Raw genomic sequence first — 15,945 nt, 5'->3', positions numbered from 1 at the left:
ATATGGGAAAAGGAAAAGTGATGGACTCTTATCAAGATGCTGCTGCACTGATCAAGGACGGAGACACCCTCATCGCAGGAGGCTTCGGCCTGTGCGGCATTCCGGAACAATTAATTCTTGCGATCAGGGACAGCGGCGTAAAAAACTTGACCGTTGTCAGTAATAACTGTGGTGTTGATGATTGGGGGTTAGGCCTCTTGCTTGCAAACCGGCAGATCAAAAAAATGGTCGCATCCTATGTGGGAGAAAACAAAACCTTTGAACGGCAGTTTTTAAGCGGAGAGCTGGAAGTCGAATTGGTGCCCCAAGGAACGCTCGCAGAAAGAATTCGCGCGGGAGGGGCGGGCATTCCGGCGTTTTACACACCTGCGGGCGTCGGAACATCAGTAGCCGAGGGAAAAGAACATAAGACATTTGACGGGCGCACCTATCTTCTGGAGAAAGGGATTACAGGGAACGCCGCCATCGTAAAGGCCTGGAAAGCCGATCCTCTGGGCAACCTGATGTTCAGAAAGACGGCAAGAAATTTCAATCCGCTTGCTGCAATGGCAGGCAAAGTGACGATTGCAGAGGCTGAAGAAATCGTCGATGCCGGAGAGCTTGATCCGGATCAAATTCATACGCCGGGTATTTTTGTGCAGCACGTGCTGCTCGGCGGGATTCATGAAAAACGGATTGAACGCCGCACCGTCCGGCAAGCATGATAAAGGAGGCTGACAGAATGAGAGATAGCAGAAAACGAATGATCAAACGGGCTGTAAAGGAAATAAAGGACGGAATGAATGTGAACTTGGGGATAGGGATGCCGACGCTTGTAGCCAATGAGATACCGAATGATTATAACGTCCTGCTTCAGTCTGAAAACGGCTTGCTCGGGATCGGGCCTTATCCGGCGGAAGGAACGGAGGACCCCGATCTGATCAATGCGGGAAAAGAAACCATTACCGAGGTAAAGGGAGCCTCGTATTTTGACAGTGCCGAATCCTTTGCCATGATTCGCGGCGGCCACATTGATGTAGCGATCCTCGGCGGGATGGAAGTTTCCGAACGGGGAGATTTGGCGAACTGGATGATCCCCGGAAAAATGATCAAAGGAATGGGCGGCGCCATGGACTTGGTCCACGGAGCAAAACGGATTATTGTCATCATGGAGCACGTTAATAAATATGGGGAATCTAAAGTGAGAACGGAATGTACGCTTCCTTTAACCGGCAGGCAGGTGGTCGATCGGCTGATCACAGATTTGGCTGTTTTCGATTTTCATGATGGCCGTATGACGCTCACCGAACTGCAGGAAGGTGTAACAATGGAGGAGGTCTTTGAGAAAACAGAAGGTCATTTTACTGTCAGCCAGTCGTTAAAAAACGGGGTCAGACCAAAATGAGGAGGTGCCGTCATGCATTCATTGCTTATTGAAAAAACAGCCGTTGTAACAGGAGCAGCCGGAGGAATCGGGCTTGAAATCGCAAAAGAATTCGCCCGTGAAGGAGCAGCCGTCATCATCTCTGATGTAAACGAACAAGCGGGGAAAGAAGCGGCGGCAAGACTGAAAGATGAAGGCTGTGAAGCAGTCAGCATCACATGCGATGTAACAAATGAAAAACAAGTGGCCGACATGCTGCAGACGGTCGAGAAACAATTCGGACGTCTCGATATCCTTGTGAATAATGCGGGCATTCAGCATGTCGCGCCCATCGAGGAATTTCCCACCGAACAGTTTGAACGGCTCATTCGTCTCATGCTGACTGCGCCATTTATCGCAATGAAGCATGCATTCCCCATTATGAAAAAACAGCAATTCGGTCGAATCATTAATATGGCGTCTGTCAACGGACTGATCGGTTTTCACGGGAAAGCGGCATATAACAGCGCCAAGCACGGCGTCATCGGTTTAACGAAAGTCGGCGCACTTGAAGGCGCGGCTGACGGCATTACCGTCAATGCGCTTTGTCCGGGATATGTGGACACTCAGCTTGTCCGCAATCAGTTAAAGGACATTTCCGCAACAAGGAATGTACCGTACGAACGGGTGCTTGAGGACGTGATCTTTCCGCTCGTTCCCCAAAAACGGCTGCTGTCAGTGAAGGAAATCGCTGATTACGCCGTATTTTTGGCCAGCGACAAAGCAAAAGGGGTCACAGGTCAGGCCGTAGTCATGGACGGCGGGTATACCGCTCAATAGTTCTTATACTTTTTAAAAAAACAGCCGCTCTGAACGGCTGTTTTTTTATGCCTGAAAACCTTGTTCACTCAATAGGCCGATTTACTGCGTCAATCGGTATCCGGGCTGGGTCATTCACATGTTCTGCGGCGTATTTCGCCCTTGCAGATTTTCCTCATTCAGATCCATCTCTTGCGCCACATTTATAATCAAGCGCAATCAGTTTACAATCCTTCACAGATATACAAATGATTTTTTACAATAAACAGAAAATATGTAATTTCTGACACAATTATGCCGATAGCCCTAAAACATATGAAACATAAAGAGCGCGTTCTAAGTGAAGAAGAGCCGGTAACAGGCTCCACGCCGGCTTTCATCATCTCTCTTTAAGACTGATTTTCGGTGAAACCTCCATGTTTTATTTTATGAATAAATATATCTAATTCGTTTGTAAAATCGAACAATAACTCCTCCGAAAGTATTCTATACACATTTGTTATAATCATGCTAGGATGTTAGATAAAGGGATATTTTGTAGGATATTGTATTCCCTGTTCAATATGATCGGAGGAATCTCATGAACAATCTTGCCTTTTTATTTCCTGGACAAGGGTCTCAATTTGTAGGAATGGGCAAACAATTTTGGAATGATTTTATGCTCGCAAAGAGATTGTTTGAAGAAGCGAGCGATGCGATCTCCTTGGATGTAAAAAAACTGTGTTTTAACGGAGATATGAATGAATTGACAAAGACAATGAACGCGCAGCCCGCTATTTTAACGGTCAGTGTGATTGCTTTTCAAGTGTATATGCAGGAAATAGGGGTGAAGCCCCGCTTCCTGGCAGGCCATAGCTTAGGCGAATATTCAGCGCTTGTCTGTGCCGGCGCCCTTTCTTTTCAGGATGCCGTTACACTTGTAAGGGAGCGGGGAATTCTTATGCAAAATGCGGATCCCAAGCAGCAGGGGGCGATGGCCGCCGTGACTCACCTCTCTCTTCAAACGTTGCAGGAAATATGTTCGAAAGTGTCGACGGAAGACTTTCCGGCAGGAGTAGCCTGCATGAATTCAGAACAGCAGCATGTGATTTCCGGACACCGGCAAGCTGTGGAACGTGTCATCAAGATGGCGGAGGAAAAGGGTGCGGCATACACTTATTTGAATGTCAGTGCGCCTTTTCACAGTTCGATGATACGATCAGCCTCCGAACAATTCCAGACTGTATTACACCGGTATTCCTTCCGGGATGCCGCATGGCCGATCATTTCAAATGTCACCGCGCGCCCTTACAGCAGCGGAAATTCGATCAGCGAACACCTCAAGCAGCACATGATGATGCCGGTAAGATGGACAGAATCGATGCATTATTTGCTTTTACACGGAGTGACGGAAGTCATCGAAATGGGTCCGAACAATGTCCTAGCCGGTCTGCTGAGAAAAACAACGAATCACATTGTACCTTATCCCTTAGGACAGACATCCGATGTTCCCCCGCTTTCCAATTCAGCGGAAAGAAAGAAACATATTGTCCATTTACGCAAAAAACAACTGAATAAATTGATGATTCAATCCGTCATTGCGCGAAATTACAACAAGGATTCAGCGGCTTATTCCAATATGACGACGCCATTATTTACGCAAATCCAAGAGCTGAAAGAGAGAATGAAAAGGCATGAAGACGTGCTTTCAGAACAAGAACTCGAACATTCGATCCATTTATGCAAATTAATTTGTGAAGCTAAACAGCTTCCGGCTTGGGAAGAATTGCGGATTTTAAAATAAAGCGCCCAGGAGGGGACCTATGTATACCAGTCAATTCCAAACCTTAGTAGATGTCATTCGGGAAAGAAGCAATATCTCTGATCGCGGGATCCGTTTTATCGAATCCGATAAAAACGAGACGGTTGTCTCTTATCGCCAATTGTTTGAAGAGGCGCAAGGGTATCTTGGCTATTTACAGCATCTCGGCATTAAGCCGAAGCAGGAAATTGTATTTCAAATCCAAGAAAACAAATCATTTGTCGTTGCTTTTTGGGCTTGTATATTAGGAGGAATGATCCCGGTGCCGGTCAGTATCGGAGAAGATGATGACCATAAGCTGAAGGTCTGGCGCATTTGGAATATATTAAATCATCCGTTTCTGATTGCCTCTGAAAAAGTATTGGACAAAATAAAGAAATACGCTGCAGAACACGATTTACAGGATTTCCATCATCAATTAAACGAAAAATCTGACGTCATTCAAGATCAAACCTACGATTACCCCGCTTCGTTTTATGAACCTGATGCGGATGAACTCGCCTTTATCCAATTTTCTTCCGGATCGACAGGAGATCCAAAAGGAGTCATGTTAACGCATCACAACTTAATACATAACACGTGCGCCATTGGGAATGCCCTACACGTTCATTCGAAAGACTCTTTCTTATCATGGATGCCTTTAACGCATGATATGGGGCTCATCGCCTGCCACCTTGTTCCCTTCATAACCGGAATCAATCAAAATCTAATGCCTACAGAGTTATTTATTCGCAGACCTATTCTTTGGATGAAAAAAGCTCATGAACATAAAGCCAGTATTCTATCATCTCCTAATTTCGGGTACAACTACTTCCTTAAATTTCTGAAAAACGAACCAGACTGGGATTTATCCCACATCAAGGTCATCGCAAACGGTGCAGAACCGATATTGCCGGAGCTGTGTGACGAATTTTTAAAAAGATGCGCAGCATTCAATCTGAAAAGATCCGCCATTTTGAATGTTTACGGTTTAGCGGAAGCTTCGGTTGGCGCAGCGTTCTCTAAAATAGGTAAAGAATTCGTTCCCGTTTATTTGCATCGTGACTATTTAAATCTTGGTGAAAGAGCTGTAAAAGTCAGCAAAGAGGACCAAAATTGCGCTTCATTCGTCGAGGTGGGACAACCTATTGACTATTGTCAGCTTCGGATCTCCGATGAAACAAATGAAAGAGTAGAAGACGGAATCATCGGCCATATCCAGATCAAAGGAGACAATGTGACGCAAGGGTATTACAACAACCCCGAGAGTACGGAAAAAGCGCTGACTTCTGACGGCTGGGTAAAAACAGGAGACCTCGGATTCATTAGTGAAAGTGGTAACTTAGTCGTAACCGGAAGAGAAAAGGACATTATTTTCGTGAACGGAAAAAATATCTACCCGCACGATATTGAACGGGTCGCGATTGAAATGGCAGAGGTTGACTTAGGAAGGGTTGCCGCCTGCGGTGTATATGATCAAAAGACACAAAGCGGAGAAATCGTGCTCTTTGTTGTTTACAAAAAATCACCTGAAAAATTTGCACCGCTTGTCAAAGAGATAAAAAAACATTTGTACAAGCGGGGCGGCTGGAGCATAAAAGAAGTCCTTCCGATCCGAAAACTCCCTAAAACAACCAGCGGAAAGGTTAAACGCTACGAACTTGCCAGACAGTATGAGGCAGGGAATTTTTCAACAGAGTCCGCCGCCATCAATGAATGTTTGGAGAGCAGCACGGAAACATCCGGACAGACACCCATTCATGAGATAGAAACGGAATTGCTGTCTATCTTTTCCGAAGTGCTCGATGGAAAAAAGGTTCACCTCGCTGACAGTTATTTTGATATGGGAGCAAATTCATTACAGTTATCGCAGATTGCCGAGCGCATAGAACAGAAATTCGGACGCGAGCTTTCCGTTTCAGATCTCTTTACGTATCCTTCTATCACTGATTTAGCGGTATATCTGTCTGAAAGCCGGGCTGAAATCAAGCAGGACGCGGCAGCGAAACCAAGCCATGTGACACCGAAAGATATCGCCATTATCGGGATGTCGCTCAATGTCCCGGGAGCGTCAACGAAAAGTGATTTTTGGAATCTGCTTGAAAAAGGTGAGCACAGCATTCGAGAATACCCCGAATCCCGGCTGAAAGATGCGGCGGAGTATTTAAAGTCCATCCAAAGCGAGTTCAATGAGAATCAGTTTGTGAAGGGCGGCTATTTAGATGAAATCGACCGCTTTGATCATTCGTTCTTCGGTTTAGCTCCTAAAACGGCTCAGTTTATGGACCCTAACCAAAGACTGTTTTTGCAGTCTGCATGGCATGCGATTGAAGATGCGGGCTATGCCGGCGGCAGCATGAACGGGAGCCGTGTCGGGGTATATGCAGGGTACTCGAAGGTGGGCTACGATTATGAACGTCTCCTTTCTGCGAATTATCCGGAGGAACTTCATCAATATATCGTGGGCAATCTCCCTTCCGTGCTAGCCAGCCGAATCGCTTATTTCTTAAATTTAAAAGGGCCGGCGGTCACAGTGGATACGGCATGCTCCTCATCGCTTGCCGCCGTTCATATGGCATGTAAATCTTTAATGTCCGGCGATTGTGAAATGGCTCTTGCCGGCGGTATCCGGACATCGCTCTTGCCGATCTGTATCGGACTTGATATGGAATCTTCGGACGGGTACACGAAAACGTTCAGCAAAGATTCAGACGGAACGGGCACAGGTGAAGGCGCCGCCGCAGTTCTGCTAAAACCTTTGCAGGAGGCTGTTCGCGACGGAGACCATATTTACGGCGTAATCAAGGGAAGCGCGATGAATCAAGACGGAACAACCGCCGGGATTACAGCACCGAATCCGGCAGCTCAGACTGAGGTCATTGAGACGGCTTGGAAAGACGCGGGCATTGCTCCTGAAACACTATCTTTCATCGAAGCGCATGGCACCGGAACGAAGCTCGGCGATCCGGTTGAATTTAACGGGCTTTGTAAAGCGTTTGAAAAGTATACGGCAAAAAAACAATTTTGTGCGATTGGTTCTGTTAAATCGAACATCGGTCATTTGTTTGAAGCGGCAGGCATCGTCGGACTGATCAAATCTGTCCTCATGCTGAATCACAAGAAAAATCCGCCGTTAGCGCACTTTAATGAACCTAATCCGCTCATTCATTTTCACTCATCACCATTTTATGTGAATCAGGAAGTTTCGGAGTTCACATCGGGTGATGAGCCGCTGCGAGGCGGAGTCAGCTCATTTGGCTTTAGCGGAACGAACGCTCATGTGGTACTGGAAGAATATATTTCTCAAAGTGAGTATGCGCCCGAGGATGAACATGGGCCGCACCTATTTGTTTTATCCGCTCATACTGAAAAATCACTCTATGAACTCGCACAGCAGTACCGGCAATTTGTATCGGATGACAGCCAAGCTTCATTAAAGTCCATTTGTTATACAGCCAGTACGGGCAGGGCTCATTTGGATCATGGCATTGCCATGATTGTATCCGGTAAACAAGAACTATCGGATAAGCTGACCCGCCTGATTCAGGGAGACAGAAACCTTCCCGGTGTATACATCGGTTACAAGAATATGAAGGAAATGCTGCCTGCTCATAAAGAAGAGCTGAATCAACAAGCAGCCGCTCTGATTAAGCAGCGTTTACGTACGCAAGATGAACGGATCACATGGCTGAATCGCGCAGCCGAATTATTTGTGCAAGGAGCCGTTATCGATTGGCGCGCGCTTTATTCCGGTGAAACTGTACAAAAGACGCCATTGCCCCTGTATCCGTTTGAACGGAGCCGATGCTGGGCTGAAGCTGACCAGTTGCGCTTAAACGAGGGCGAAAAGAGAGGAGAAGCGGCATTGAATATCAATCAATCGAAGGCGCATATTGAATCCTTCCTGAAAACTGTAATCAGCAATGCTTCGGGGATCAGGGGAGAGGAACTCGATCTGAATGCTCATTTTATCGGGCTCGGAATGGATTCTATCATGCTGTCACAGGTCAAAAAAGCCATCGCGGACGAATTTGGGGTAGACATCCCGATGGATCGTTTTTTTGATACGTTGACCAACCTTCAAAGTGTCATAGATTACTTGGCTGATACCGTTCCATCGTCCTTTGCATCCGCTCCGCCTCAAGAGAATGTTCCGGCGCAGGAAATACAGGTCATTTCAGAAGCGCAGTCTGAATCGGATCGCAGAGAAGGTCATCAAGAGCATATGCTCGAAAAAATCATCGCTTCTCAGAATCAATTAATTCAGGATACCTTGCAAGCTCAATTAAATAGCTTTAATTTGTTGAGAAACAGCGGACATCATTCCGATGAGAAAGAATACGCTAAAGCGCAAGAGAAATCAATTCCTTCTGTCAAGCAGGGGCCTCCGACCGTCATTGCAGAACAGAAAGCGGCTCAAGAAGCGAAACCCTATGTTCCTTTCCAGCCTCAGAACCTGAATGATCAGGGACACTATACCGCACGGCAAAAACAATACTTAGAAGATTTCATCAAGAAATACGCAGATAAAACGAAAGGTTCCAAACAATATACGGACAATACCCGATTTGCTCATGCAAACAACCGCAATTTGTCCAGCTTCCGTTCGTATTGGAAGGAAATCGTATACCCGATTATCGCCGAACGTTCTGACGGTTCTAAAATGTGGGATATTGACGGAAATGAATATATCGATATCACCATGGGATTCGGGGTTAACCTTTTCGGGCATCATCCTTCCTTTATTACACAGGTTATCGATGATTCAACCCGTTCATCATTGCCTCCGCTCGGCCCGATGTCAGATGTCGCCGGTGAAGTTGCCGACCGGATCCGCACATGTACCGGAGTGGAAAGGGTCGCTTTCTATAATTCCGGAACAGAGGCCGTCATGGTTGCCCTGCGTTTGGCGCGGGCGGCGACAGGAAGAAAGAAAGTCGTGGCGTTCTCGGGATCTTATCACGGCACGTTTGACGGCGTATTAGGGGTTGCCGGCACAAAAGGCGGGGCTGCGTCTGCGAATCCGCTGGCTCCGGGTATACTGCAGAGCTTTATGGATGATTTGATTATTTTACATTACAACAATCCCGATTCGCTGGATGTGATCCGCAGTCTTGGTGATGAATTGGCAGCCGTACTGGTGGAACCGGTACAAAGCCGCAGACCGGATTTGCAGCCGCAGGCATTTTTGAAAGAATTGCGGGCGATCACGCAGCAATCCGGAACAGCTCTGATTATGGATGAAATTATTACCGGATTTCGGATCGGTCTTGGCGGCGCACAGGAATGGTTCGGCATTCAGGCTGATTTAGTGACCTACGGAAAAATCATCGGCGGCGGACAGCCGTTAGGGGTAGTTGCCGGAAAAGCTGAGTTCATGAATGCGATCGACGGGGGTACCTGGCAGTATGGGGACGATTCCTACCCGCAAGACGAGGCGAAGCGCACGTTTGTGGCCGGCACCTTCAATACTCACCCGCTTACCATGAGGATGTCATTAGCCGTCCTTCGCCATTTACAAACCGAGGGAGAACATCTGTATGAGCAGCTTAATCAACAAACAGCCTACCTGGTCGATGAGCTGAATCACTGCTTCGAACAAGCACAAGTGCCTATCCGCATGGTTCGATTCGGTTCTTTATTCCGGTTTGTCTCATCGCTTGATAATGACTTGTTCTTTTACCATCTCAACTATAAAGGGGTCTATGTATGGGAGGGACGCAACTGCTTCTTGTCTGCGGCGCATACCGCGGATGATATCGAAAATATTATTCAAGCGGTGAAAGACACGGTGGAGGATCTTCGCCGAGGCGGATTTATTCCGGAAGGTCCGGATTCCCCTGATGGCGGAGGCCGTAAAAAGTCCGGGACGCGCGAGCTTTCACCTGAACAAAAGCAGTTGGTTATGGCATCCCATTACGGGAATGAAGCTTCCGCCGCTTTAAACCAGTCCATTATGCTGAAAGTGAAGGGCGAACTGCAGTATACACCATTAAAACAAGCCGTCCGGCATATCGTTGACCGTCATGAAGCTTTACGTACGGTGATTCATCCCGATGACGAGGAACAGCAAGTGCAGGAACGGATGAATATAGATATACCTGTCATTGATTTTACCGGTCTCCCGCAGGAACATCGGGAGACGGAAATCCAAAAATGGCTGACAGAAGATGCCAAGCGGCCGTTTCATTTCCATGAACAAAAGCCTTTGTTTAGAATTCATGTGCTTACATCGGCTCACAATGAACATCTGATTGTGCTCACGTTCCATCATATCATTGCCGATGGATGGTCAATCGCCGTTTTTGTTCAAGAACTGGAGAGCAACTACGCGGCAATAGTACAAGGAAAACCGATTTCGCCGAAAGAGGCAGATGTTTCGTTTCGCCAATACTTAGACTGGCAGCAGGCACAGATTGACAGCGGCCATTATGAAGAAGGGGTCCGTTATTGGCGGCGTCATTTCTCTGAACCGATACAGCAGCCAATTCTGCCAAGCACAGCTTCTGTCCGTTATCCGAACGGGTATGAGGGAGACCGGTGTACCGTCAGGCTTGGACGGCCATTGAGCGAGGCTTTAAGGTCATTAAGCATTCAGATGAAAAATAGCGTATTTGTGACGATGCTGGGTGCATTTCATCTTTTTCTGCACCGGCTTACCAAACAGTCAGGCCTTGTGATCGGGGTCCCCGCAGCAGGTCAATCGCATATGAAACAGCATGATCTGATTGGAAATTGCGTCAATATGATTCCGGTGAAGAACACGTCTTCTTCAGAAGGCACTTTATCCGGTTATCTTGGCAGTATGAAAGAAAGCGTGAACCTTGCAATGCAGCACCAAGCCGTCCCAATGACACTGGTGGCCAGAGAGCTTCCGCACGATCAAGTGCCGGATATGCGTATTATCTTTAATTTAGACAGGCCTTTTCGAAAGCTGCATTTCGGAAAGGCGGAAGCGGAGCCCGTTGCATACCCGGTAAAATGCACCCTGTACGATTTATTTCTTAACATAACAGACGCGCATCAAGAATATGTTCTTGATTTCGACTTTAATACGAACGTCATCAGTCCGGAAATCATGAAAAAGTGGGGAGCGGGTTTTACAAAATTGCTGCAAAAAATGGTTGAGGGAGATTCAATCCCTCTTGACGCCATGATGATGTTTTCCGATGAAGAACAGCATGATTTACAAGCACTTTACGCCGAACACCAGAAGCGGGTCTCTTCAATAGGAAGCAATACGGCAAATTTTACTGAAGTCTATGAGGCGCCGGTAAATGAAACGGAGCGGCAGCTGGCGCGGATTTGGGAGGAACTTTTCGGCCTTGAACGGGTTGGCAGATCAGATCGCTTCCTGGCTCTGGGAGGAAACTCACTCCAGGCGACGCTTATGCTTTCCAAAGTTCAGAAGACATTTCATCAAAAGGTTTCAATCGGACAATTTTTCAATCACCAGACTGTTAAGGAATTAGCACGTTTCATTCAGAACGAAACGAAAGTCGTGCACCTCCCGATGAAGGCTGCCGAGAAAAAAGCGTATTACCCGACATCGCCGGCGCAGCAAAGAGTATATTTCCTGCACCAACTGGAACCGGATCAGCTGGCGCAAAATATGTTCGGCCACATCTCAATAACAGGGAAGTACGATGAGCAAGCCCTGATCTCATCTCTTCAACAAGTGATGCAGCGGCACGAAGCGTTTCGCACGTATTTCGACATTATAGATGGCGATATCGTTCAGAAACTTAAAAACGAAGTTGATTTTAACGTTCATGTCCGGACAATGAGCCGGGACGAATTTGATGCCTATTCAGACCGGTTTGTAAAACCGTTCCGCCTGGACCAAGCTCCGTTAGTTCGTGCGGAGCTGATCAAGATTGAAAACGAGCAGGCCGAACTGCTCATCGATATGCATCATATCATTTCGGACGGTTATTCCGTCAACATCCTTACAAATGAATTGCTGGCTTTATATCATCAGAAACCATTACCGGACATTGAATTTGAATATAAAGATTTCGCAGAATGGCAAAACCAACGGCTGAATGACGATGCCATGAAGCGGCAGGAGACATATTGGCTGGAACAATTTCAAGACGAAATTCCCATCCTTGACCTTCCGACAGACGGTTCCAAAGCGGCAGAACGGTCTTCTGAGGGACAGCGTGTGACATGCTCCTTACAGCCGGATGTCATCCGTTCACTTCAAAATTTGGCGCAAAAGGCGGAAACGACTCTCTATACGGTTCTTCTGGCCGCCTATAATGTGCTGCTTCATAAATATACGGGACAAGAAGACATTGTCGTAGGCACGCCTGCTTCAGGAAGAAATCATCCGGATATCGAAAAGATCATCGGTATTTTCATACAAACCATCGGAATCCGGACGAAGCCGCACGCCAATAGAACGTTTACGGATTATCTGGAAGAAGTAAAGCGGCAGACGCTTGACGCTTTCGAAAACCAAGACTATCCATTCGACCGGCTTGTGGAGAAATTAAATGTGCAGCGGGAAACAACCGGAAAGTCTCTGTTTAACACGATGTTTGTGTTTCAAAACATTGAATTTCATGAAATCCGGCACGATGAATGTACATTTAAAGTGAAAGAACGAAATCCAGGGGTCTCTTTATATGATTTGATGCTTACGATCGAAGATGCCGGTCAACAGATAGAGATGCATTTTGATTATAAACCGGGACGATTCACAAAAGACACCATTGAACAGATCACCAGACACTATACCGCCATTTTAAACAGTCTTGTTGAGCAGCCGGAGATGACATTGTCTTCCGTTCCTATGCTGTCTGAAACCGAACGGCATCAACTGCTGACGGAGTGTAATGGCACAAAGACGCCGTATCCGCATAAGGAAACGGTATATCGGTGGTTTGAAATGCAAGCGGAACAGAGTCCCGATCATGAAGCCGTTATTTTTGGCAATGAGCGGTATACGTACAGACAGCTCAATGAACGGGCGAACCGATTGGCGCGGACGTTACGGACAAAAGGCGTACAAGCGGATCAATTCGTTGCCATCATCTGCCCGCATCGGATCGAGCTGATTGTCGGAATTTTGGCTGTTCTGAAAGCCGGCGGCGCATACGTGCCCATTGATCCTGAATATCCGGAAGATCGGATTCAATATATGCTGAGAGATTCAAGGGCGGAGGTTGTGTTGACACAGCGCAGCCTGCTGGATCAATTACCGTATGATGGCGACATTGTGCTTTTGGATGAGGAAAACTCATACCATGAGGATCACTCGAATCTTGAACCGGACAGCGATGCGCATGATTTGGCCTACATGATCTATACGTCAGGTTCCACGGGAAATCCAAAAGGTGTACTCATTGAGCATCAGGGGCTGGCTGATTATATTTGGTGGGCGAAAGAGGTTTATGTAAGAGGTGAGAAAACCAACTTCCCATTATACTCTTCCATCTCTTTCGACCTGACTGTGACCTCGATATTTACACCGCTGGTTACGGGAAATACCATCATTGTTTTTGACGGCGAAGACAAAAGCGCCGTGCTTTCTGAGATTATAAGGGACACAAGAATAGACATGATCAAATTGACCCCGGCACATCTGCACGTCATCAAGGAGATGAACATCGCTGGCGGCACTGCAATACGGAAAATGATTGTCGGCGGAGAAAATTTAAGCACCCGTCTGGCCAAAAGTGTCAGCGAGCAGTTTAAAGGCCGGCTGGACATTTTCAATGAATACGGACCGACGGAAGCTGTCGTCGGATGTATGATTTATCACTTCGACGCAGAACGGGACAAGCGGGAATTTGTACCGATCGGCACTCCGGCTGCCAACACGGATATTTATGTGGCCGATGCAAGCAGAAACCTGGTTCCGATCGGGGTAATCGGCGAAATATATATCAGCGGACCGGGTGTTGCCAGAGGGTATTGGAACCGCCCGGATTTAACGGCAGAGAAATTTGTTGAAAACCCGTATGTACCGGGAGCGAAGATGTACAAATCAGGGGATTTGGCTAAGCGATTGAAGGACGGAAATCTCGTATATATTGGGCGCGTTGATGAACAAGTCAAAATCAGGGGACACCGAATCGAGCTTGGTGAAATTGAAGCAGCAATGCATAACGCGGAAGCGGTGCAAAAAGCCGCGGTTACAGTGAAAGAAGAAGAAGACGGCTTAAAACAATTATGCGCGTATTACGTAAGCGACAAGCCTATAGCGGCTGCGCAGCTTAGGGAACAATTGTCATCGCAGCTTCCGGACTACATGGTTCCGTCCTATTTTGTCCATCTGGAGCATATGCCGTTAACATCCAACGGGAAAATAAACCGTAAGGCACTGCCTGCACCAGAAGCGAGTCTGCAGCAGACAGCTGAATATGTTCCGCCGGGTAATGAGACGGAGTCCAAACTGACAGATTTATGGAAGGAAGTGCTCGGAATAAGCCATGCGGGGATCAAACATAATTTCTTTGATCTCGGAGGCAACTCCATCCGAGCTGCTGCCTTAGCCGCCAGAATTCACAAAGAGCTGGATGTGAATCTGTCTCTCAAAGACATATTCAAGTTTCCTACCATTGAACAATTGGCTGACAAGGCGTTACACATGGACAAAAATCGATATGTACCGATTCCTGCTGCAAAGGAAATGCCATATTATCCGGTTTCTTCAGCTCAGAGGCGGATGTATTTGTTAAGTCACACAGAAGGCGGCGAGCTGACTTACAATATGACGGGTGCCATGAATGTGGAAGGGACGATCGATCCCGAACGGTTAAACGCCGCTTTCCGAAAATTAATCGCGCGTCATGAAGCGTTGCGGACCAGCTTTGATTTATATGAAGGCGAGCCGGCACAGCGTATTCATCAGAACGTCGACTTTACGATAGAACGAATTCAAGCAAGCGAAGAAGAAGCGGAAGACCGTGTGCTTGATTTCATCAAAGCGTTTGACTTAGCCAAACCGCCGCTGATGCGGGCCGGACTGATTGAAATTGAACCTGCGCGGCACGTGCTTGTGGTTGATATGCATCATATCATTTCTGACGGCGTGTCCGTCAATATTCTGATGAAAGATTTAAGCCGAATCTACGAGGGGAACGAACCGGACCCGCTCTCTATTCAATATAAAGACTTTGCAGTTTGGCAGCAATCGGACATTCAGAAACGGAACATCAAGAGCCAGGAAGCGTATTGGCTGGATCAGTTTCACGGTGATATTCCTGTACTGGATATGCCTGCGGATTATGAGCGGCCTGCCATACGCGATTACGAAGGCGAATCATTTGAATTTCTTATACCCGAACACTTGAAACAGCGTTTAAGCCAAATGGAAGAAGACACAGGAGCAACACTGTATATGATTTTATTGGCAGCCTATACGATTCTTTTATCCAAATACAGCGGACAAGAAGATATTATCGTAGGAACGCCATCTGCCGGGCGGACTCATTTAGATGTAGAGCCGGTCGTGGGAATGTTCGTCAATACGTTAGTCATTCGCAATCACCCGGCGGGCCGTAAAACATTTGATGCCTACTTAAATGAAGTAAAAGAAAACATGCTGAACGCCTATAAAAATCAAGACTATCCGTTGGAAGAATTAATTCAGCATCTGCATCTTCCAAAAGACTCAAGCCGTAATCCTTTATTCGATACGATGTTTGTGCTGCAAAATCTTGATCATGCTGAATTGACTTTCGATTCCCTTCAACTCAAGCCGTATCCATTTCATCATCCGGTTGCCAAATTCGATTTGACCTTGTCGATTCAGGCAGACCGCGACAACTATCAAGGACTGTTTGAATATTCGAAAAAACTGTTTAAGAAAAGCAGAATCGAGGTTTTATCAAACGACTACTTACACATCCTATCGGCGATTTTGGAACAGCCAAGCATTCTAATCGAACATATCGGATTGAGCGGCAGCAATGAGGAAGAAGAGAACGCGCTTGATTCTATTCAATTGAACTTTTAGGGAAAAGCATTATTTCTTTAAAATATATAAAAT

General features: G+C 46.7%; 5 protein-coding genes. All 5 read left to right on the top strand.

All coding sequences use genetic code 11. The features are described 5' to 3' along the window. The first annotated feature begins 2 nt into the window (after positions 1 to 2). The 5 genes from J6600_RS09305 to bamA all read left to right on the top strand — a co-directional run bounded on the left by J6600_RS09305 (position 3) and on the right by bamA (position 15,912). Positions 3 to 704: a CoA transferase subunit A gene (locus tag J6600_RS09305; RefSeq protein WP_007410135.1), complete on the top strand. Its 702-nt coding sequence runs from the start codon at positions 3 to 5 to the stop codon at positions 702 to 704. 17 nt (positions 705 to 721) lie between these two features. After that, positions 722 to 1,384, top strand: a complete 663-nt coding sequence (locus tag J6600_RS09300) for a CoA transferase subunit B (protein ID WP_007410136.1) — start codon at positions 722 to 724, stop codon at positions 1,382 to 1,384. Between the two features lie 12 nt (positions 1,385 to 1,396). Next, complete coding sequence (locus J6600_RS09295; protein ID WP_014418050.1) at positions 1,397 to 2,182, top strand: 3-hydroxybutyrate dehydrogenase; 786 nt, start codon at positions 1,397 to 1,399, stop codon at positions 2,180 to 2,182. Positions 2,183 to 2,741: 559 nt separating this feature from the next. Next, entirely contained in the window at positions 2,742 to 3,944 is a 1,203-nt protein-coding gene (gene bamD, locus J6600_RS09290) for a bacillomycin D biosynthesis malonyl-CoA transacylase BamD (protein WP_094295892.1), read from the top strand. 19 nt (positions 3,945 to 3,963) lie between these two features. After that, on the top strand, positions 3,964 to 15,912 hold the full coding sequence (bamA, locus tag J6600_RS09285) for a bacillomycin D hybrid PKS/NRPS BamA (protein ID WP_209388299.1): 11,949 nt from the start codon (positions 3,964 to 3,966) through the stop codon (positions 15,910 to 15,912). Positions 15,913 to 15,945 lie beyond the last annotated feature (33 nt).

Source organism: Bacillus sp. LJBV19 (genome assembly GCF_017797845.1).
Lineage (GTDB): Bacteria > Bacillota > Bacilli > Bacillales > Bacillaceae > Bacillus > Bacillus velezensis.
This window is presented reverse-complemented; position numbering and strand designations above follow the sequence as displayed.